This is a genomic window from Chelativorans alearensis (genome assembly GCF_010993735.1).
Lineage (GTDB): Bacteria > Pseudomonadota > Alphaproteobacteria > Rhizobiales > Rhizobiaceae > Chelativorans > Chelativorans alearense.
Window position 1 is genome coordinate 198,392 of sequence record NZ_WQNI01000006.1, and the last position, 20,370, is coordinate 218,761.

At 63.3% G+C, this 20,370-nt stretch carries 23 protein-coding genes; 14 read left to right on the forward strand and 9 right to left on the reverse strand.

What is annotated here, in order from left to right:
• The first annotated feature begins 5 nt into the window (after window positions 1-5).
• Window positions 6-191: a DUF2065 domain-containing protein gene (locus GPJ75_RS11370; RefSeq protein ID WP_163268158.1), complete on the forward strand. Its 186-nt coding sequence runs from the start codon at window positions 6-8 to the stop codon at window positions 189-191.
• A gap of 131 nt (window positions 192-322) precedes the next feature.
• Window positions 323-1,840 (forward strand): DegQ family serine endoprotease, encoded by a 1,518-nt coding sequence (locus GPJ75_RS11375; protein WP_163268160.1) that lies wholly within the window; start codon window positions 323-325, stop codon window positions 1,838-1,840.
• 25 nt (window positions 1,841-1,865) lie between these two features.
• On the opposite strand, the gene GPJ75_RS11380 is transcribed toward GPJ75_RS11375, so the two are convergent.
• On the reverse strand, window positions 1,866-2,423 hold the full coding sequence (locus GPJ75_RS11380; RefSeq protein WP_163268162.1) for a GNAT family N-acetyltransferase: 558 nt from the start codon (window positions 2,421-2,423) through the stop codon (window positions 1,866-1,868).
• Window positions 2,420-3,307 carry a phosphoserine phosphatase SerB gene (gene serB / locus GPJ75_RS11385; RefSeq protein ID WP_163268164.1) on the reverse strand — a complete coding sequence of 296 codons (888 nt, stop codon included), beginning with the start codon at window positions 3,305-3,307 and terminating at the stop codon, window positions 2,420-2,422. Before serB ends, GPJ75_RS11380 begins: the two co-directional genes overlap by 4 nt.
• Between serB and miaA the strand changes: the two genes are divergently transcribed.
• Both miaA and GPJ75_RS11395 read left to right on the forward strand, forming a co-directional pair.
• Window positions 3,306-4,217 (forward strand): tRNA (adenosine(37)-N6)-dimethylallyltransferase MiaA, encoded by a 912-nt coding sequence (gene miaA / locus GPJ75_RS11390; RefSeq protein WP_163268166.1) that lies wholly within the window; start codon window positions 3,306-3,308, stop codon window positions 4,215-4,217. The genes serB and miaA overlap by 2 nt on opposite strands.
• A gap of 122 nt (window positions 4,218-4,339) precedes the next feature.
• Window positions 4,340-5,131, forward strand: a complete 792-nt coding sequence (locus GPJ75_RS11395) for a GGDEF domain-containing protein (protein ID WP_163268168.1) — start codon at window positions 4,340-4,342, stop codon at window positions 5,129-5,131.
• A gap of 87 nt (window positions 5,132-5,218) precedes the next feature.
• On the opposite strand, the gene tyrS is transcribed toward GPJ75_RS11395, so the two are convergent.
• Both tyrS and GPJ75_RS11405 read right to left on the reverse strand, forming a co-directional pair.
• Window positions 5,219-6,472, reverse strand: coding sequence for a tyrosine--tRNA ligase (tyrS, locus tag GPJ75_RS11400; protein ID WP_163268170.1), 1,254 nt, complete (start codon window positions 6,470-6,472; stop codon window positions 5,219-5,221).
• Between the two features lie 224 nt (window positions 6,473-6,696).
• Window positions 6,697-7,371 carry an alpha/beta hydrolase gene (locus GPJ75_RS11405; protein ID WP_163268172.1) on the reverse strand — a complete coding sequence of 225 codons (675 nt, stop codon included), beginning with the start codon at window positions 7,369-7,371 and terminating at the stop codon, window positions 6,697-6,699.
• A 221-nt stretch (window positions 7,372-7,592) separates the two neighbouring features.
• Here GPJ75_RS11405 and GPJ75_RS11410 point away from each other — a divergent pair, with 221 nt between their 5' ends.
• From GPJ75_RS11410 to sufA, 7 genes are all read left to right on the forward strand, one after another.
• Entirely contained in the window at window positions 7,593-8,753 is a 1,161-nt protein-coding gene (locus tag GPJ75_RS11410; protein WP_163268291.1) for a cysteine desulfurase family protein, read from the forward strand.
• Between the two features lie 165 nt (window positions 8,754-8,918).
• Window positions 8,919-10,451, forward strand: coding sequence for a Fe-S cluster assembly protein SufB (gene sufB / locus GPJ75_RS11415; RefSeq protein WP_163268174.1), 1,533 nt, complete (start codon window positions 8,919-8,921; stop codon window positions 10,449-10,451).
• Window positions 10,452-10,481: 30 nt separating this feature from the next.
• Window positions 10,482-11,237 carry a Fe-S cluster assembly ATPase SufC gene (sufC, locus tag GPJ75_RS11420; RefSeq protein WP_163268175.1) on the forward strand — a complete coding sequence of 252 codons (756 nt, stop codon included), beginning with the start codon at window positions 10,482-10,484 and terminating at the stop codon, window positions 11,235-11,237.
• Between the two features lie 9 nt (window positions 11,238-11,246).
• On the forward strand, window positions 11,247-12,512 hold the full coding sequence (sufD, locus tag GPJ75_RS11425; RefSeq protein WP_163268177.1) for a Fe-S cluster assembly protein SufD: 1,266 nt from the start codon (window positions 11,247-11,249) through the stop codon (window positions 12,510-12,512).
• Between the two features lie 33 nt (window positions 12,513-12,545).
• Window positions 12,546-13,787 carry a cysteine desulfurase gene (locus GPJ75_RS11430; protein ID WP_163268179.1) on the forward strand — a complete coding sequence of 414 codons (1,242 nt, stop codon included), beginning with the start codon at window positions 12,546-12,548 and terminating at the stop codon, window positions 13,785-13,787.
• A 5-nt stretch (window positions 13,788-13,792) separates the two neighbouring features.
• Window positions 13,793-14,188: an SUF system Fe-S cluster assembly protein gene (locus GPJ75_RS11435; protein ID WP_163268181.1), complete on the forward strand. Its 396-nt coding sequence runs from the start codon at window positions 13,793-13,795 to the stop codon at window positions 14,186-14,188.
• Between the two features lie 98 nt (window positions 14,189-14,286).
• Window positions 14,287-14,673 (forward strand): Fe-S cluster assembly scaffold SufA, encoded by a 387-nt coding sequence (gene sufA / locus GPJ75_RS11440; protein WP_163268183.1) that lies wholly within the window; start codon window positions 14,287-14,289, stop codon window positions 14,671-14,673.
• Between the two features lie 2 nt (window positions 14,674-14,675).
• On the opposite strand, the gene GPJ75_RS11445 is transcribed toward sufA, so the two are convergent.
• Complete coding sequence (locus tag GPJ75_RS11445; RefSeq protein ID WP_163268185.1) at window positions 14,676-15,173, reverse strand: GFA family protein; 498 nt, start codon at window positions 15,171-15,173, stop codon at window positions 14,676-14,678.
• A 112-nt stretch (window positions 15,174-15,285) separates the two neighbouring features.
• On the opposite strand from GPJ75_RS11445, the gene GPJ75_RS11450 reads away from it, so the two are divergent.
• Entirely contained in the window at window positions 15,286-15,609 is a 324-nt protein-coding gene (locus GPJ75_RS11450) for a TfoX/Sxy family protein (RefSeq protein ID WP_163268187.1), read from the forward strand.
• A 22-nt stretch (window positions 15,610-15,631) separates the two neighbouring features.
• On the opposite strand, the gene GPJ75_RS11455 is transcribed toward GPJ75_RS11450, so the two are convergent.
• Entirely contained in the window at window positions 15,632-17,089 is a 1,458-nt protein-coding gene (locus GPJ75_RS11455) for a DEAD/DEAH box helicase (protein WP_425483142.1), read from the reverse strand.
• Between the two features lie 230 nt (window positions 17,090-17,319).
• The gene (locus GPJ75_RS11460) at window positions 17,320-18,093 is read right to left on the reverse strand and encodes an NAD kinase (protein ID WP_163268192.1); all 774 of its coding nucleotides are present in this window, start codon (window positions 18,091-18,093) and stop codon (window positions 17,320-17,322) included.
• Window positions 18,094-18,460: 367 nt separating this feature from the next.
• On the opposite strand from GPJ75_RS11460, the gene GPJ75_RS11465 reads away from it, so the two are divergent.
• On the forward strand, window positions 18,461-19,069 hold the full coding sequence (locus GPJ75_RS11465; protein WP_163268194.1) for a L,D-transpeptidase: 609 nt from the start codon (window positions 18,461-18,463) through the stop codon (window positions 19,067-19,069).
• 109 nt (window positions 19,070-19,178) lie between these two features.
• On the opposite strand, the gene GPJ75_RS11470 is transcribed toward GPJ75_RS11465, so the two are convergent.
• Window positions 19,179-19,673, reverse strand: a complete 495-nt coding sequence (locus GPJ75_RS11470) for a YidB family protein (protein ID WP_163268196.1) — start codon at window positions 19,671-19,673, stop codon at window positions 19,179-19,181.
• A gap of 27 nt (window positions 19,674-19,700) precedes the next feature.
• Window positions 19,701-19,952 carry a GlsB/YeaQ/YmgE family stress response membrane protein gene (locus GPJ75_RS11475; RefSeq protein WP_163268198.1) on the reverse strand — a complete coding sequence of 84 codons (252 nt, stop codon included), beginning with the start codon at window positions 19,950-19,952 and terminating at the stop codon, window positions 19,701-19,703.
• A gap of 123 nt (window positions 19,953-20,075) precedes the next feature.
• On the opposite strand from GPJ75_RS11475, the gene GPJ75_RS11480 reads away from it, so the two are divergent.
• Window positions 20,076-20,312: a hypothetical protein gene (locus tag GPJ75_RS11480; protein WP_163268200.1), complete on the forward strand. Its 237-nt coding sequence runs from the start codon at window positions 20,076-20,078 to the stop codon at window positions 20,310-20,312.
• Window positions 20,313-20,370: the final 58 nt, after the last annotated feature.

Below are 20,370 nucleotides of genomic sequence, written 5' to 3' on the forward strand. Positions count from 1 at the left end.
GGGCGTTGAGCGATTTCCTCGCCGCCCTTGGCCTCGTCCTCGTTTTCGAAGGGCTGCTTTACGGTGGACTGCCGCGATTGGCGAAGCGCCTGGCGGCCGACGTGATCGACCTGCCGGAGGGCGCGATGCGGGGCATCGGCCTGGCGGTGATGGCCGCCGGCGTTCTCATCGTCTGGCTGGTGCGCGGCTGATACGGTATTTTGCACGGCATGTGAGGCTTCGGAGGCTGGCAGAGCGCCCGTTTAAGGTTATATCTCGTCGCAAACACGCCTCATTCGCACCGGATCGTACGGCCCTGATCGGACCAGCGGGAGACTGCCAGATGCCTTTGCCGAAATCGCTTCGTGCCACGTGCCGGCTGCTGACGGCGGGCGCCCTTGCTGCCGTCGTCCTTGTGGTGCCGGCCATCGCGCAGACGCCAGCGCCGGAGGGGCGAATGTCCATGCCTGCTCCGCAGATACGTGGGCCAGCCTCCGTCGCCGACATGGCCGAACGGTTGCTCGATGCGGTGGTCAATATTTCCACCACTCAAAACGTATCGCGGCGCGGTCCCGGCCGCGTGCCGATGCCACAGCTGCCGGAGGGGTCGCCTTTCGAGGAATATTTCGGCGAGTTCTTCGGTGACCAGGATCAACAGCCGCAGATGCCCAATCCCGGCTCGTCGCTTGGCTCCGGCTTCATCGTCGACGCCGAGGAAGGCATCATCGTCACGAACAACCACGTGATTACCGGGGCCGACGAAATCATTGTCAATTTCGCCGACGGCGAGACGAGGACGGCGGAACTGATCGGCGTTGACACGAAGACCGATATCGCCGTGCTCAAAATCGATCCGCAGGGAAAGGCTCTTCAGGAGGTGCAGTTCGGCGATTCGGAGGCCATGCGCATCGGTGACTGGGTAATGGCCATCGGCAATCCCTTCGGTTTCGGCGGATCTGTGACCGTCGGCATCGTCTCGGCACAAAACCGGCAGATCGGCTCGGGCCCCTACGACGACTACATCCAGACTGACGCGGCCATCAATCGCGGCAATTCCGGCGGCCCGCTTTTCAACATGGATGGCGAGGTCATCGGCATCAACACCGCTATCATCTCGCCTACCGGCGGCTCCATCGGTATCGGCTTTGCAATCCCGTCGAACCTCGCGGTGAACGTGGCTGGTCAGCTGCGCGAGTTCGGCGAGACCAGGCGCGGCTGGCTCGGCGTGCGCATCCAGCCCGTGACGGAGGAGATTGCCGAAAGCCTCGGCCTCGACGAGGCCAGCGGCGTGCTGATCAGCGGCATCGAAAAGGGCGGACCCGCCGACAATGGCGTGCTGCAGGCAGGCGACATCATCGTCGGCTTCGACGGCAGGAAAATAATGGATGTGCGCGAGTTGCGCCGCATTGTCGCAGAAAGCCCTGTGGGCAAGAAGGTCGATGTCGAGATCCTGCGCAAGGGCGAGGAGCAGACTGTGCAGGTGGAACTGGGCCGCCTGGAGGAGGGCGAGGACGTCGCGTCCGCCACGGAGGAGGAGAGCGAGGAATCAGCTCCTGTTGCCACCGCCAAGGTCCTCGGCATGTCCATCGCCGAGCTCGACGAAGAGGGCCGCAGCGAGTTCGGGCTTGCCGAGGATATCAACGGCGTGCTGGTGTCGGAGGTAGAGGATGGATCGGTGGCCGCCGATCAAGGCGTGCAGGCAGGGGATGTGATCGTCGAGATCGCCTTGCAATCGGTATCCGCACCCCAGGACGTTCTGGACCAGATCGACAGCCTGAAGGAGCAGGGCCGCAAGAATGCCCTGCTCATGTTGGCCTCGCCCTCGGGTGAGCTGCGCTTCGTGACGTTGCGGATGGACTAAGGGCCTTTCCCTCGCGAGGAGTGTGCTAGCCCGACCACTCATCCCGCGTGATGCGATAGAAGACGTGGCGCTTCAGATGGGGGTGGGTGTCAGGCACCGAGGGGTGGTCGAAGTCACGTTCCGGCAGCGCGCGCATGCCGATGCGCTTCATCACGGCAATGGAGCGCATATTGCTCCAGACGGCGAAGGAGACGATCTCCTCGAGCCCAAGCGTCTTGAAGCCGAAGTCGAGCCAGGCCTTGGCGGCTTCCGTCACGTAACCCCTGCCCCAGAATTCCGGAGCCAGCCGCCAGCCGATCTCCACTGTACCGGACGGCAGCGAAGAGATGCCGGTGGTCTGATGCAAGCCGACAAAGCCGATGCACTCGCCGGTTTCCTTCAGCTCCGTCGCGCAGAAGCCAAAGCCACGCTCCGCGATATCCTCGCGCAGCCAGTCGAGAAAGGCGTCGGAGGCTGTGCGATCGCGCCGGAAGGGGAAGAATTCCATCACCCGGTCGTCCGCGTTGATCCGGTGGAAGAGCGCGCGGTCGCTATCAGCCCAGTTGCGGATGATGAGACGGCTCGTCGCGATGATCGGCGTCACTGAGAGAACTCCTCGCGGCGGTATCCTTGCAGATAGAGGAGGGCGGTAAGGTCGCCATGGTCGATGCGGATGCCGGCCTCGGCCGCCACGGAAGGTTTGGCGTGCAGCGCCACGCCGGCGCCGGCAAGGCGCAGCATGTCGAGATCGTTGGCGCCGTCGCCGACGGCTATCGTCTCGCTCAAGTGCAGCTTCAACCTGGCGGCGATTTCAATAAGCGCGTCGGCCTTCGCCTGGCGGCCGAGAATGGGCTCGGCGACGAGGCCGGCGAGCCTGCCGTCCTCCTCGATCAGCCGGTTAGCGCGGTGCTCGCGGAAACCAAGCATGGACGCGATGCGGCCGGTGAAGATGTCGAAGCCGCCGGAGACCAGCGCCGTGTAAGCGCCGGCCGCGTTCATGGTCGCCAAAAGCTCACGCCCGCCGGCGGCGAGCGTGATGCGAGCCTCTATCACGCGCTCGATGACCGCCATTTCGAGGCCCTTGAGCAGCGCCACGCGCTCACGCAGAGCCGGCTCGAAGGCAATCTCGCCGTTCATGGCGCGGCTGGTGATGGTGGCGACGTCTTCCTTGATGCCGATCTCATCGGCCAGTTCGTCGATGCATTCTTGGTCGATCATGGTGGAGTCCATGTCGGCGATCAGCATCTTCTTTTTTCTTCCCTCGGAAGGCTGTACGGCCACGTCCACGGGCAGGCTCTCGAGCGCGGCGCGCGCGATGCGCTCGGCTGCATGCGCATCGAGACCCTCGGGCAGGGCTATATCGCAGGCGACGTCCGTGTCGAGCCAGTCGAAGCGGCTTGCGCGGAGGGCTCGGGTTATCCTATTCGCCGTGGACGGGCTCAGCGAGCGAGCCTTGGGATTGGAGATAAGCGTTGCGACAAGGGTCATGGGAGGGTCCGCTGCGGCCGGCCGGAAAATCGTGCTGAAAGGTGCGACCCTGATAGCCGGCCCCACGGCGAGCGGCAAGTCGGCGCAAGCGCTCGATATCGCAAGACGTTCGGGCCGGGTGATCGTCAACGCCGATTCCATGCAGGTCTATTCCGTCCTGTCGCTGCTGACGGCGCGGCCGAGTGCCGAAGACCTTGCCGTCACGCCGCATCGCCTCTACGGCCATGTGCACCCAGGCACGCCGTATTCCACCGGACAGTGGCTGCGCGACGTGGAAGCCTTGTGCGACAGTGAAGAGCTTGATGGGCGGCCGGCGATCTTCGTCGGCGGTACGGGGCTTTATTTCCGTGCCCTGACGGAAGGGCTTTCGCCCATGCCAGACATTCCATCCGTCGTCCGCCGGCGCTGGCGGCAGCGCCTAGCGGAAGAGGGAGCGGCGGCGTTGCATGAAGTGCTTGGCCGATCAGACGAGCAAGCGGCGGCACGCATCCGCCCTTCAGACGGGCAGCGCATCGTGCGGGCGCTGGAGGTACTGGAGGCTTCGGGCAAGCCGCTCGGTGCGTGGCAAGCGGAGCGTTCCCCGCCGCTGGTGGACAACGCCACGGCGCGCAAGCTGGTGCTGGAGCCGGATCGCGAAACGCTCACCAGCCGCATCGACGAGCGTTTCGACCGGATGATGGAGGCCGGCGTGCTGGAGGAGGTGAGGGCGCTGTTGAGTCTCGATCTTCCTGGCTCCATGCCGGCGATGAAGGCGATCGGTGTGCGCGAGCTTGGCGCCGCGCTTAGTGGCCAGATGCCCCTTGAGGAGGCCGTTACGCGGGCCAAGGCGGCGACGCGGCAATACGCCAAGCGGCAAATGACGTGGTTCCGCCATCAACTCGGGCCGGACTGGCAACGTGTGGCGGTGTGATATCCGCGTCTTCGCCGCACCACCTGCGAATTTTGATATTTCCTGCGAATCCGTACCTGCCGGTTAACCTCCCGTAAGGTGCCACATGAGAGAAGTGGTAAAAGTGCGCGAGCGGGTCGGGTATGCGTTTTCACAAAGCGGAGTCGGCATTTTTCGTCTTCATCGCCTTGGTCTTCAGTGCCGGTGTGCTGTTGTTTTTCGCCTATGACATCATGCGCACCAATGCACTCAAGCTGGCGACCGTCGGCGGAGCGACCGATCTCAGCGATTTCGCGCGGCTTCTGTTCACCACCGGCGTGCTTTTGACAACGGCCATCATCTTCGGCCTGTTCTTCATCTATCCGCTTATCCGCACGCAGGTGCGCGAGGAGGGCAAGCTCCGGGCGATGACGGAATCGCTCAGCGCGCGCTCGGAGTCCCTGCAACATGCGGCGCTCACCGATAGCCTGACCGGGACCCAGAACCGCCGCTTCTTCGACGATGCACTGCGCGAGTACCTGCAGGAGTTCGGCCGTATAGAGAAGCCGGTGGGGCTGATGGTGCTCGATCTCGACCACTTCAAGCAGGTGAACGATACGCACGGCCACGATGTCGGCGACGAGGTGCTGCGCCGCGTGTCCGGCTGCCTCAAGGATCTGACCCGCTATCACGACGTGGTGGCGCGGTTGGGCGGCGAGGAGTTCGCCATCGTGGCGCCGAACATGAACCAGGACGCGCTGGTGAAGCTTGCCGAGCGCATCCGCAAAGCGATTTCAGCGCTGACCGTGGATGCTGGCACAATGCGCCTCAAGATCACCACCAGCGTGGGGCTGGCCGTCTGGGACGGCAAGGAGACGGTCGACGAGTTCTATCGCCGCGCCGACAAGATGCTGTACCAGGCCAAGCGGTTGGGGCGGAACCGCGTGTGCGCGTAGCGGCACTTAAGAGTAATTCCAGGAAAAGTGGGAACCGGTTTTCCGCCCGGAATTGCGACCAGGCGGACGGACTCCGAGGGGCGCTCTTTACCGCGGGCGGACGAGAACGTGCTTCTTTCTGCCCAGCGAGAGCTTCACGACGCCCTCAGCCGTCAGGTCGTCCGTTGAGACAACGCGGCGGTCGTCGGCGACCGGCTCGTCGTTGACGCGTACCGCGCCACCCTGCACATGGCGCCGCGCCTCGCCGTTCGAGCCTGCCAGGCCAGCGGTCACGAAGAGCGAAAGAAGGCCGATGCCCTTGTCCAGTTCGGCGCGGTCGACCGCCGCTGTGGGCAGGCTTTCGGCGAGGGCGCCTTCCTCGAAGGTCTTGCGCGCGGTCTCGGCGGCTTGTTCTGCCGCCGCGCGGCCGTGCACGATGGCCGTTGCTTCCGTGGCCAGCACTTTCTTGGCCTCGTTGAGCTCGGAACCGCCGAGAGCGCCGAGCCGGGCGATCTCGTCGAGCGGCAGGCGCGTGAAGATCTTCAGGAAGCGCTCGACGTCGGCGTCCTCCACGTTGCGCCAGTATTGCCAGAAGTCGTAAGGCGAGAAGACCTCTTCGTTGAGCCAGACTGCGCCGCCGGCGGTCTTGCCCATCTTGGCGCCCGACGAGGTGGTCAGAAGCGGCGTGGTGACGGCGTAGAGTTGCGGCGTGCCCATGCGGTGGCCGAGATCGATGCCGTTGACGATGTTGCCCCACTGGTCGGAGCCGCCCATCTGCAGGATGCAGCCGTAGCGCCTGTTCAGCTCGACGTAGTCGTAGGCCTGCAGGATCATGTAGTTGAATTCGAGGAAGGAGAGCGACTGCTCGCGCTCCAGCCGCAGCCTCACCGAATCGAAAGTGAGCATCCGGTTGACCGAGAAATGGCGGCCGACGTCGCGCAGGAACTCGACATAGTTGAGGCCGAGCAGCCAGTCGGCGTTGTTGACCATGACGGCGTCGGTCGGCCCATCGCCGAAGCGCAGGATGCGGTCGAAGATGCGCTTGATGCCGTTGATGTTCTCGGCGATCGTCTCGGGCGGCAAGAGCCGGCGCTGCTCGTCGCGGAAGGAGGGATCTCCGATCATGGACGTGCCGCCGCCCATCAGCGCGATCGGGCGATGCCCCGTCTCCTGCAGCCAGTAGAGCATGGTGGCGGAGATGAGATTGCCGATGTGCAGGCTCGTCGCCGTCGCGTCGTAGCCGACATAGCCCGTGATCGTGCCCTTCGCCGCCGCCTCGTCGAGCCCTTGCGGGTCGGAGACCTGGTGGATGAGGCCGCGCTCGTCGAGCACGCGCAGGAAGTCGGACTTGAACTCGGGCATTGTCTCAAAATCCCGTCGATGGGGAACAGGGGCTGGAGAGTGAAAGCGGCGTTTAGCACCACTTTCGCGGCCCGCACAAGCGGCGGGCCGGGGTGAAAGCGTGCTCGCTTAGAGCAATTCCAGGAAAAATGGAAACCGGCTTTCCGTCCGGATCTGCGATAAAACAAGGAGTTAGACCAGTTCACCGATTCCATGAAACGATGAACTGGTCCAGAAGAGCGCGGTCAGCGAATGCGCTTCGGCCTCGGCTCGGCAAGCTCGCCCTTCAGGCGCCGGTCGAGATAGTCGGCGCATTCCTCGATCAGCACGTCGGCCACGTTCGTATAGAAGTGGTTGGCCTCGGGGAGCGTCTTCTGCGTGATGGTGATGCCCTTTTGCGACTGCAGCTTGTCGACCAGCGTCTGCACGTCCGCCGGCGGGGCGACGCGGTCAGCGCCGCCGTGGATGATGAGGCCGGATGAGGGGCAGGGGGCAAGAAAGGCGAAGTCGTAGATGTTGGGCTGGGGAGAGATCGAGATGAAACCCTCGATCTCCGGCCGGCGCATCAGGAGTTGCATGCCGATCCAGGCGCCGAAGGAGTAGCCGACCACCCAGCAGCTCTTGGAATCGGGATGCAGCGATTGCACCCAGTCCAGCGCGGCTGCGGCATCGGAAAGCTCGCCCGTGCCATGGTCGAAGGCGCCCTGGCTGCGGCCGATGCCGCGGAAATTGAAGCGCAGAGCGGTGAAGCCCCGGCTCTGGAACATGTAGAACAGATCGTAGACGATCTTGTTGTTCATCGTGCCGCCGAACTGCGGATGCGGGTGCAGGATCAGCGCGATCGGCGCGTTTTTCTCCTTCGATGGCTGGTATCGGCCTTCGAGACGGCCGGCTGGGCCGGTAAAGATAACCTCGGGCATTTTCACTCCACCTTGGCGCAGCCTCCCGGTTCGGTAAAATCGAATCGCGGGCAGGTCTTGACGCGGCGCCTACGCCTCCATAGAAGCTAGTTTAGAACTGTTCAAAACTGGGCGGCGCTGCCGCCCTTGGCAAGCCGGGTAGATAGGACGGCTGGCCTTGCGAATTCAAGGAAATAACGCCATCTCTGCCGCAATTGTGGCAAATGGCATCATGGATGGATATGGCGGCAAAGCGCATCTACCTCGACCACAACGCCACGGCGCCCCTTTTGCCGGCGGCGCGGCAGGCGATGCTGGACGCGCTGGAGGCGGCGAATCCGTCCTCGGTCCATGCCGAGGGGCGCGCATCGCGGCAGATCGTTGAGGCCGCGCGGCGTGATGTCGCCGCCCTTGTCGGCGGGCAGGCCGACCACGTGGTCTTCACCTCCGGCGCCACCGAAGCCGCCGCCATGCTCTTGTCGCCCGAGTGGACCATCGGCCAGGCGCCGCTTCGCTTCAGCCGTCTCTACGTCTGTGCGGCCGACCATCCGTGCCTGCTTGCCGGCGGGCGCTTTCCGGTGGAGGCGGTGGAGAGGATCGGCGTCGATTCCGACGGCCTCATCGATCTAATTGCGCTGGAGCGCGCGCTTGAAGGGCATGACAAAACGCAAGGGCTGCCACTCGTCGCCGTGCATGCGGCCAATAACGAGACAGGCGTCGTTCAGCCGATGGAGACGATCGGCCGTTTGGCGAAGAAGGCCGGCGGAGTGGCGATCTTCGATGCCGTGCAGGCCGCGGGGCGCATTCCGCTCGATATCTCGGCGGGATATGCGGATTTCTTCATTCTCTCCTCTCACAAGATCGGCGGCCCCAAGGGTGCTGGCGCTCTGGTCGGCACGAGCGACCTGATGATGCCGACGGCACTGGTGAGAGGTGGGGGCCAGGAGAAGGGTCATCGCGCCGGAACCGAGAACGTGGCTGCCATCGCCGGCTTCGGTGCGGCGTCGCGGGAAGCAGCGGCCGGCCTTGCACATATGGACGCCGTGCGTGCCAAGCGGGACCGGCTGGAGGCGATCGTCCGCGATCTCGCGCCCGATGCGGTGATCTACGCCGAGAAGGCCCCGCGCCTCCCCAATACACTGTTCTTCTCGATACCCGGCATGAAGGCGGAAACGGCGCAGATCGCCTTCGATCTGGCGGGAATAGCGCTGTCGGCCGGCTCGGCCTGTTCGTCCGGCAAGGTGGGGCCAAGCCACGTGCTTCAGGCAATGGGTTTCGGCAGTGAGGCGGGCGCGCTGCGCGTCTCGATAAGCCCCGGAACGGTTGAAGAGGAAATCGTCGCTTTTGGTGCTGCGTTGGAGAAAATAATCCTAAGACGAAGAACGACGAGCGCTGCCGCATGAGGCTGCCATTCGGCGGTTTCGCCAGTGCGAGAAAAATGGAGTAAAAGACACATATTTTTGCGACTGAACGATGAATCCGGTGCACGCGCACACTAAATAGAGCGCAAAGCCGGCCAGAGTTGGAAAACTGCCGGACCTTGACTCCGGCGAGGATGGAGAACGCTGATGCCTGCTGTGCAGGAGACGATCGATCAGGTCCGCATGATCGATGTGGACCAGTATAAGTACGGGTTCGAGACGCTCATCGAGAGCGACAAGGCGCCCAAGGGACTCAACGAGGACATTATCCGCTTTATCTCGGCCAAGAAGGGCGAGCCGGAGTGGATGACCGAGTGGCGCCTGCACGCCTATGAGCGCTGGCTCACCATGCAGGAGCCGAGCTGGGCGCGCGTGAGCTACCCCAAGATCGATTTCCAGGACATCCATTATTATTCCGCGCCGAAGAGCCAGGCCGGGCCGAGCTCGCTCGACGAGGTCGATCCGGAGCTCCTGCGCACCTACGAGAAGCTCGGCATTCCGCTGAAGGAGCAGGAGATTCTGGCCGGTGTGCGCAAGCAGGGCGAGCCGAGCCCTGTGGACGGCGAGACCGATGAGCCGGGCGACAACGTCTATCAGTCCGGCCGGGTGGCCGTCGACGCGGTGTTCGATTCCGTCTCGGTGGTGACCACCTTCAAGAAGGAGCTGGCCAAGGCCGGCGTCATCTTCTGCTCGATCTCGGAGGCCATCCGCGAGCATCCCGAACTGGTGCGCAAGTATCTGGGCTCAGTCGTGCCGCCGACGGATAATTTCTACGCCACGCTCAATTCGGCGGTCTTCACCGACGGCTCCTTCGTCTATGTGCCGAAGGGCGTTCGCTGCCCGATGGAGCTGTCCACCTATTTCCGCATCAACGAGAAGAACACCGGCCAGTTCGAGCGCACGCTGATCATCGCCGAGGAGGGCGCGTATGTGTCCTATCTGGAAGGCTGCACGGCGCCGCAGCGTGACGAGAACCAGCTTCACGCGGCCGTGGTCGAGCTGATCGCGCTCGATGATGCCGAGATCAAGTACTCGACGGTTCAGAACTGGTTTCCGGGCGACCAGGACGGCAAGGGCGGCATCTACAACTTCGTCACCAAGCGGGGCGACTGCCGCGGCAAGAACTCCAAGATCTCCTGGACGCAGGTCGAGACCGGCTCGGCGATCACCTGGAAGTATCCGTCCTGCCTGCTGCGCGGCGACAATTCCCGCGGCGAGTTCTATTCGATTGCGGTCTCCAACGGGCACCAGCAGATCGATTCCGGCACCAAGATGATCCACCTCGGCAAGAACACGTCGAGCCGCATCATCTCGAAGGGTATTTCGGCCGGCAAGTCGAACAACACCTATCGCGGTCAGGTCTCCGCGCACCGGAAAGCCGCGAACGCGCGCAACTTCACCCAGTGCGATTCGCTCCTGATCGGCAACGACTGCGGCGCGCACACGGTGCCCTACATCGAGGCGAAGAACGCTACCGCGCAGTTCGAGCACGAGGCGACGACATCGAAGATCTCCGAGGACCAGCTGTTCTACGTGATGCAGCGCGGCATCCCGGAGGAAGAGGCGATCGCGCTGATCGTCAACGGCTTCGTCAAGGACGTCATCCAGGAACTGCCGATGGAGTTCGCCGTCGAGGCGCAGAAGCTGATCGGAATTTCGCTTGAAGGTTCGGTCGGCTGAGCCGGCATGAGAAGTTTGGGAAGAACAAATATGCTTGAAATCAAGAACCTGCACGCCCGCATCGCCGAGGACGGCACGGAAATCCTGCGCGGCGTGGACCTCACCGTGAAGGCCGGCGAGGTTGCCGCCATCATGGGGCCGAACGGCTCCGGCAAGTCGACGCTTTCCTATGTGCTCGCCGGCCGCGAAGACTATGAGGTGACCGAGGGCGACATTCTTTTCAACGGGGAATCGATCCTCGAGATGGACCCGGCCGAGCGCGCCGCCGCCGGTCTCTTCCTCGCTTTCCAGTATCCGATGGAGATACCGGGTGTGGCCACCATGGAATTTCTCAAGGTGGCCATGAACGCGCAGCGCAAGGCGCGCGGGCAGGAGGAACTGAAGATCCCGGAGCTGATGAAGCGCGTGCGCGGGGCGGCCGAGGCGCTTGACATGGACATGGGCATGCTCAAGCGGCCGCTCAATGTCGGCTTTTCCGGTGGAGAGAAGAAGCGCGCGGAAATCCTGCAGATGAAGCTCCTGGAGCCGGCGCTTTGCGTGCTCGACGAGACCGATTCGGGCCTCGACATCGATGCGCTGAAGATCGTCGCCGACGGCGTTAACGCGCTCAGATCGCCGGACAGGGCGATCGTGGTGATTACCCACTACCAGCGCCTGCTCGACTACATCGTGCCGGATTCGGTGCACGTGCTCTACAAGGGCCGCGTCGTGAGGTCGGGCGAGAAGGAACTGGCACAGGAGCTGGAGAAGAACGGCTATGCCGGGCTCGTCGGCGAGGCGGCATAGGGGGCGGCGATGAACATTCAGACGCAAATCAGGCGCACCGCCGCCGAGGATGCTCTTCTTCAGGCTTTCGCGGACCGCTCCGAATACCTGCCGGGCGACACCGAGGTCGCGGAAAGGCGCAGTGCCGCGGTGGAGCTTTTGAAGCGCGGTCTGCCTAACCGCAAGGTCGAGGCCTGGCACTACACGGACCTGCGTCGGCTCCTTTCCTCCGTGCCGGCGTTCGACCTTACCGCGCATGCGGTGCCTCGAGAGCCGCTCCTGGCGGGCTCGGCGGTGCTTCCGGTGCTGAACGGGGTGGTCGGCGAGGCAGAGGTGCCGGAGGGCGTCTCGGTCGCCAGCATGGCGGGCAAGCTGACCGACGGCAGCCTTGCCTCGCTGCTAGCGCCTGTGGACGCGGATGATACGGTTTCGGCCATTAATTCGGCCTTCGCTGCCGACGGTTTCGCCATCGATATCCCCGCCGGCGCCGTCCTCGAACGTCCCATCGAACTGCAGAATGTGCAGGCCGGCGGGCAGGTGCATACACGCTTTGCTGTGCGTGCGGGCGAGGGTGCCAAGGCGACCATCGTCGAACGGCAGACGGGCGAGGGCGATGCGCTGGTTTCCTCTGTCAGTCATCTGGATGTGGGCGACGGGGCGGAAATCCTCTACCTCATCATTCAGGAACAGCCGGAAGGGGCGAGCCACCTCGGCCAGATCAACGTGAGGATCGGCAAGGATGCCAAGCTCACCCTGTTCGTGATGAACGCCGGCGGCAAGCTGGTGCGCCAGGAACTGCGGCTGGTGGCGGAGGGCGAGGGCTCCGAATTCCGCCTGCGGGGCGTCAACCTGCTCTCCGGCGAGACCCATTGCGACGTCACCATGGTGCTCGACCATGTGGGACCCGCGACCGTGTCGACGGAGACCATCCGCAATGTCGTGACGGACAAGGCAGAGGGAGCTTTCCAGGGACAGATCCGCGTGGCGCGCCAGGCGCAGAAGACCGACGCCAAGATGGCCTGCAACACCCTTCTCCTGTCGGACGAGGGCGGCTTCTCGTCCAAGCCGGAGCTGGAAATCTTCGCCGACGACGTGGCTTGCGGCCACGGCGCGACGGTGACGGAGATCGAGGCCGATCACCTGTTCTATCTGATGGCGCGTGGCATCGACGAGAAGACGGCGCGCGGCCTTCTCGTCAAGGCTTTCGTGGCCGAGGTGATCGAGGAACTGGAGAATGAACTGGTGATCGAGGCGCTGGAAGCAAAGCTCGACGCCTGGTTCGCCGAGCACGGATAGAGGCCCAAACGCGCTGGAAGGCGCAAGGTGGATATGGACCAGAAAGTCGAAAACGGCACCTTTGACGTCGAGGCGATCCGCCGCGATTTCCCGATCCTTGCGCGCGAGGTCTACGGAAAGCCGCTGACTTATCTCGACAACGCGGCTTCCGCGCAGAAGCCGCAGGCCGTCATCGATGCGGTCACGTACGCCTATTCCCAGGAGTATGCGAACGTGCACCGCGGCCTGCACTTCCTGTCGAATGCCGCGACCGAAGCCTATGAAAACGCGCGGGAGACGGTGCGCCGATTCCTGAACGCGCCAAGCGCCGAAGAGATCGTCTTCACCAAGTCGGCGACCGAGGCCATCAACACTGTCGCCCATGGCTATGCGATGCCACGGATCGGCGAGGGTGACGAGATCGTGCTATCGATCATGGAGCACCACTCCAACATCGTGCCCTGGCATTTCCTGCGCGAGCGGCAGGGCGCGAAGCTTGCCTGGGTGCCGGTGGACGACGACGGCGCCTTCCACATCGAAGACTTCGAGAAGTGCCTGACCGAGCGCACCAGGCTTGTCGCCATCACGCATATGTCGAACGTTCTAGGCACGGTGACGCCCATTGCCGACATCGTGCGCATCGCCCATGCGCGCGGTATCCCGGTGCTGGTCGATGGCAGCCAGGGCGCCGTGCATATGCCGGTCGACGTGCAGGCGCTCGGCTGCGACTTCTATGTCTGCACCGGGCACAAGCTCTACGGCCCCTCGGGCATCGGTGTTCTTTACGGGAAGCGTGAGCGGCTCGAGGAGATGCGGCCCTTCCAGGGTGGCGGCGAGATGATCGAGGAGGTGACGGTGGACGACGTCACCTACAATGAACCGCCGCACCGCTTCGAAGCCGGCACGCCGCCTATCGTGCAGGCGATCGGCCTTGGAGCGGCGCTAGAATATGTGGAAGGCATCGGCCGCGAGAACATTGCCGCGCATGAGGCGGATATTTCGAAATACGCCCATGAGCGGCTGGGCCAGATCAATTCCCTGCGCATTTTCGGCACAACACCCGGTAAGGGCTCGATCCTGTCCTTCGAGCTTGCCGGTATCCATGCCCACGACGTTTCGATGGTGATCGACCGCGCGGGCGTGGCCGTGCGCGCCGGCACCCATTGCGCGCAGCCGTTGCTCAAGCGTTTTGGCGTGACCTCGACATGCCGCGCTTCCTTCGCCATGTATAATACGCGGGCCGAAGTGGATGCGCTCGCCGATGCGCTCGATGAGGCGCGCAAATTCTTCGGATGAAGACGATGACGGATACGAGCCAGAAGCCAGAGACGAACGATGCCGGGGCGGCCGAAGGCAAGCTTTTTACAGCCTCCGCCATTCCGCAGGACGAGCTTGCGCGCATGACCGACGACATCATCGGTGCGCTGAAGACAGTCTACGATCCGGAAATCCCGGCCGATATCTACGAGCTCGGCCTGATCTACAAGATCGATATCGAGGACGACCGCTCGGTCAAGATCGACATGACGCTGACGGCGCCCGGCTGCCCCGTGGCCGGTGAGATGCCTGGTTGGGTGGAGAACGCCGTCAGTGCCGTCGAGGGCGTCGGCGATGTCGAGGTTAGCATGGTCTTCGACCCGCCCTGGACGCCCGACCGCATGTCGGAAGAGGCGCAGGTCGCCATCGGCTGGTACTGAGGGTCGGACAGGCGGTGCTTGCAACGCCCGCCTTTCTTGACCATCTTTATAGGGAAGCCTTTCCGCGAGTCTTGACCTCGCCGTGAATGGAGAAATTTATGGGCCGCTTTCAAGTCATCACCGTAACGAACGCTGCCGCTTCCCGCGTGCGCGAGATCGTCGAGACGCGCGACGGCGCACATGGTGTCCGCGTAGGCATCAAGAAGGGCGGCTGCGCGGGCATGGAATATACGGTCGATCTGGTGAGCGAGCCCGACCCGAAGGACGATCATGTCGAGCATGACGGCGCCCATGTCTATGTGGCGCCGGAAGCTGCTCTTTTCCTTCTCGGTACGGAGATGGATTTCGAGGTGACGCGGCTCAGGACAGGCTTCACCTTCAAGAACCCCAACCAGAGTTCCGCCTGCGGCTGCGGTGAATCCGTCGAACTCAAGCCCGCCGATCTGAAGGCCCTGGCCGAGGCGCGCGCCGCGGGCGCGGCGTGAGCCTATTTCACCCACACACCATTGCGCCGGTGCCACTCGGCAATTGACTCTCTCGGGTAGAGCGTAAACGTTGCGTCGCCCTCGCGTATATCCGGCTCGACCCAGCCCGCCTTGTATTTCAACATGAGGTGCACGCTGCTTGGCGGCTTCGGAAGTTCAGTATCGACCGCTGAGGCGAAGGGGTGGATGAGATCCGGCCAGGTAGGATCGTAGAGCCAGAGGGCCGAGCCGCACTCGCGGCAGAAGCGGCGTTCGCCGGTGGAGATCTCGCAGCGCGGATGTTCGTCGTCCTCGATCTCGGCGCGGTAGAGACCAAGATGCTCTTCGCCCTCCACGGCAAGCGTCGACGATTGCGCGCCGAGATTGATCGCGTATCCGCCACCGCCCTGCTGCTTGCGGCAGATGCTGCAGTAGCAGCGCTGATAGGGGACGGGCGTGTGGCTTTCGACTTGAAACCTGACGGCGCCGCAGCGGCACGAGCCTTTGAGCATCATGGGCATGGCAGAGTTCCTCAAGGAGCGAACGGCAGAAACTTAAAGACGAAAACGCGCTCTGTCAGCAGATGTTGCAAAGCCACCTGACAGGTGAGGCGGATACTGGCATCTTCATGGGATGAACGACCAAGATATCCGCGACCTCTTCGCTGGCCTCGGGCCGGTTACGATCAAGCGTATGTTTGGCGGCAAGGGCATCTATTACGAGGGGCTGATCGTCGCCCTCGAGGTGGATGGCGAAGTTCTGCTGAAGGCGGATGCGGTGAGCGCCCCCGAGTTTGCGGCCGCGGGTAGCCGGCAATGGGTCTATGCGGGTCATCCCGGCCGCAAGCCGACGGCCATGCCTTACTGGTCCATACCCGACCGCGCCGTCGATGATCGCGATGAGATCGCCGTGTGGGCGCGGCGCGCCTATGAGGCGGGGCTGCGCTCGAAAAAATAGTGCGGACAGGGAGAAGGTCTCCTCAGACCTTCCCGTGGACTTTCATGAAGTCCGGAACGTCGTCGCCGAAGCCTATCGGGGCGTTCGCTTCTTCCCGTTCGCGCTGCCGGACGGGCCTTCTCTGCTCGGCCTCGTTGGAGGATTTGATCGCGTCCTTGCGCCGACGCCGGTCGTCCTGAGCCGCCGGTGCAGCTTCACCTGCGGGCTTGGGCGTGGCCCTTTCCGCCGCGGGTCTGCGACCGCCACGCGTTCGTTCGTCGCGGCCTGAACGGCTCCGCCGAGGCCGCTCCTCGGCCTCGTCTTCCGCCGTCAGAGTGGAAAGGTTACCGTCGAACCACTCGATCTCCTGGCCAATCAGCTTCTCGATGCCCGCCACATATTTCTGGTCGGCGCGAGTGACGATTGTGAAGGCCTTGCCGGAGCGGCCCGCGCGGCCCGTGCGGCCGATGCGGTGCACATAATCTTCAGCGTGCGTCGGCACGTCGAAATTGAAGACATGGCTGACGTCGGGAATGTCGAGCCCGCGCGCGGCCACGTCCGACGCAACGAGCAGCTTGAGTTTCCCCTTGCGGAAATTCTCCAGCATCATCATGCGCGCGCGCTGGTCCATATCGCCATGCAGCGCGCCGGCATCGAACTCATGGCGCGCCAACGAGCGGAAGAGCGTTGCCACTTCGGTCTTGCGGTTGCAGAAGATGATGGCGTTCTTCACCTCGTCGCCTTCGGTGCGGATGAGTTCCCGCAGGCGCTCGCGCTTTGCCCACGGCTTGGAGCCGGCCTTGACCAGGCGCTGGGTGATGTTGACGGCCGCCGTCGCCGGCCGGGATACCTCGACGCGCACCGGTGCCTGTAGGAACTGCTGCGTGAGCTTTGTGATCTCCGGCGGCATGGTGGCGGAGAAGAACAGCGTCTGCCGTGTGAAGGGGATGAGCTTGCAGATGCGCTCGATATCCGGGATGAAGCCCATGTCCAGCATGCGGTCCGCCTCGTCGATGACGAGGATTTCCACGCCGGTCAAAAGCAGCTTGCCGCGCTCATGGTGGTCGAGCAAACGGCCCGGCGTGGCGATCAGCACATCCGCCCCGCGCTCCAGCTTGCGCTCCTGGTCGTCGAAGGAGACGCCGCCGATCAGAAGTGCGATGTTGAGCCGGTGATTTTTGCCGTACTTAATGAAGTTTTCTTCCACCTGGGCGGCGAGTTCACGCGTCGGCTCCAGGATAAGGGTGCGCGGCATGCGCGCCCGCGCTCGCCCCCGCTCCAGCCTGGTGAGCATGGGTAGCACGAAGGAAGCGGTCTTTCCGGTGCCGGTCTGGGCGATGCCCAGCACATCCTTGCCTTCGAGCGCATGCGGGATGGCGCCGGCCTGGATGGGCGTCGGTTCCGTATAGCCGGCGTCGTTGACGGCGGAAAGAACCTTCGGCGACAGGCCGAGGTCTGCGAACGTCACAGCGTCCTGTGCGGTTTCTTGGTCTATTGACACGTATCGATTGTCTTTGCTGCTCTATGCGTTGCGGCGGATGCCTCGCGCTCCGGCCGGGCACATGCCCACGACCTCAAGAGGGGCCTAAGGCGTGGTGCGCATAATGTCAACAGCGTGCGTTGCCCGCTACGGCATCGGCCCGAGAATCGGAACCGATTTTCGGAAAGCAGGATGCGTGGATACCAAGATTTAGCGCGTGCGTTGCGCGTTCATCTGGACGCGCTGCGCTTCTAGTAGCGGAACTGTTCCGCCAGGATGCGCTCGTTCCACGAATGGCTGGCGTCGAAGAGGATGGTGGCGGTCATGTCGTGGGATTCATGTACGCGCACCTTCACCACCGATTTTATCTCTGTGTGGTCGGCGACCGCGTTGACCGGCCGCTTTTCCGGCTCCAGCACCGTCAGGTCGACGGTCGCCTGGTTGGGCAGGAGCGCCCCGCGCCATCGCCGCGGCCGGAAGGGGCTCACCGGGGTAAGCGCCAGAAGCGGCGCGTCAAGCGGCAGGATCGGCCCGTGCGCGGACAGATTATAGGCAGTGGAGCCGGCGGGCGTGGCCACCATGACGCCGTCGCAGATCAATTCGTCGAGCCGTACCTTGCCGTCGATGGCGATGCGGATCTTGGCCGCCTGGTAGGATTGGCGCAGCAGCGATACCTCGTTGATGGCGAGCGCCTTCGATACCTTGCCGTCCATGTCGGTGACCGTCATCTCCAGCGGGCGCACGGTCTCGGCGACGGCTTCCATGATGCGCTCGCGCAGGCCCTCCTCGCGATACTCGTTCATGAGGAAGCCGATTGTGCCCCGGTTCATGCCATAGATCTTCTTGCCTGAGCCCATTGTCTCGCGCAGGGTGTGCAGCATGAAGCCGTCGCCGCCGAGCGCGACGATGATATCGGCATTCTCCGGCCGTTCCTGGCCGTAAAGCACGGAAAGCCTGGTGGCGGCTTCCCGAGCATCGTCCGTATTCGCCGAAACAAAGGCGATGGCAAGCTGCGGCTGGGTCATGTGCGGCGCGTGGTTCCGTTGCTGGCCGAGGGGAGACAACGGGTAGCATGCGCTTTGCGCATCTGCAAAGCTGCTCTGAGCGATGTCTGTCGCGGGTGGAGAGGCCGCCACATCAGTGCTGCGAAACGAGGATGGCCCCGCCCCGGCAGAGCATGCCCACCCTGGGCGCGGACGTTCTCGAACAGCGGCGCGTACTGATCGAGCGATGAGCTGCGTTTGTCACCATCCCAATGGTCAGGCGAAAGAGACTGCCTGTGTTGCTGCTTAGGAGTGGATAGCCTAGCGCGATGGCGTGATGGCACCTCGACACAATTCATTAACCATACCAGCATAGGTCTTCCTGAAACCGTCAGTCTTTGGGGGCACTATGCCAATCTCGCGTCGGGTCTTTACTATCGCGCTTCCGCTGTACGCGGCCGGCTGTGCGACGAATACAGACTTTGCAAGCTACACCGCTCTGGAGGATGAACCTTTCCCGGTAAGCGCAATACCGCTTTCGCAGATCGACCCTGACCTTCGGCGCCGGGAAGTGGCCTTCGAAGGAGACCATCCGGCGGGCACCGTTGTGGTGAACACTCCGGAGCGACGGCTGTATTTCGTCTTGGGCGGCGGTCGCGCCATCAGATATGGCATCGGCGTCGGACGCGAAGGGTTGGTGCTCCGCGGAAATGCCATTGTGGGGCGGAAGGCCGAATGGCCGAGTTGGACTCCCACTGGAAACATGATGCGGCGGGACGCGCGCTACCGAAGGTTCGCCGGAGGTGTTCCTGGCGGTCCAAGAAACCCCTTGGGTGCCCGAGCGTTGTACCTATACCGGAACGGGCGCGACACAATGTTTCGGATCCACGGCACAAACCAACCTGAAACCATTGGCGGAGCTGTTTCGAGCGGCTGTATCCGAATGGTCAATCATGACGTGATCGACCTCTACAAGCGTGTTTCAGTCGGCGCTCGGGTGGTGGTCATCCAAGCCTGATTCCCGCATGTGAGGTAGCCATGTTGGGGCTTCAGTGGCAGTGGACCCACCCTGGAACGTGAGGCGCGGAAGCGGGAGGCGCCAGGCCGCCTCCGCGGCTCTATCCTGGCTATGCGGAAGCAGGGCCGGTGGAACCGCCTAGCAGCTGATGGATTTGATCATCGTTCTGCGGCAACTGGCCATTCGGCGTCATCTTGTCCACCGTTTCCGGGATCGAAGACGAAAGGCGCTTCAGCAGATCGTTGTAGTCGAGGCCGGTCTTTGCTGCCAATTCTTGAAGGGTATCCGTCCCGATTACGGATTCAACCTGCTCGGGAGAAATGCCTTGAGACGGCGCGTTGGGACTTACCCAGGAATCAGCAGCTTCGTGGTGTCCGCCGTTCTTGAATGTATCGACGAGTTCTCCCAGGCCCTTGCTGAGCGAGCCTCCCTCAGCGCCACCGAACATATTGCCAATTTCGCCGAGAATGCCGCCGCTGTTTTGGGCGTCTGTCTTGGCTCCCTGAAAGAGCTGTCCCAGCTTGTCGCGGTTCTGGTAACCAGCGACCGCGAGCAGCCCCAAAAGTGCAGCGAGCGACGGCATGGTGTTACGAGACGAAGCCATTGTTGGTTCCTTTCTGTTTGGTGTGTCCTAGGCGCGCCGGGAGACGGCGCCCCAAACGAACAAGACGATCACGGCACCAACAATGGCGCCGATAAGCCCAGCACCCTGGTTGGCGCTGTACCACCCCAATGCCTGCCCGAGGTAGGAGGCGACGAATGCCCCCGCGATGCCCAAGATTGTCGTCAGGACGAAGCCTTTCGGCTCATTTTCGCCCGGCACGATGAACTTCGCCACGACACCGGCGACGAAGCCAATGATGATGGTCCAGATTATACCCATTTTTGAGGTCCCTCACTTGCGTAGTCAGCGGCAGAACGCAGAAGCTGCCATGGGTTGCATCGGGCTGGCCCGACGCTCCTCTCCCGTTGAGAACCGCTCAAACCCCGTATCAGGAAATCACACATGGCGCTTACCGACAAGCAGCGCCGCTTTCCGGACGCCGGGTCCTATCGCCACCTCTACCGCGACAAGCGCTGGTGCGGGCAGCACGGCTCAAGACTACAGGCGCTCACCTGGTGGCGGCCCTGCTCGGAGGTGAGCTCAGGGAGCCCCGCTGGCTTCGGCCTGCAGGGGCTTTGCGTTTCGGGCGGCGCTTTCGACCAAGTTCAATTGCAAGCGGCATTGGTGCTCAGAAAGTGATTTGATTCGCCACCGCAAGCTGGTTCATGCTGCCATCTCTTCGGAAGGAGGTAGCAGG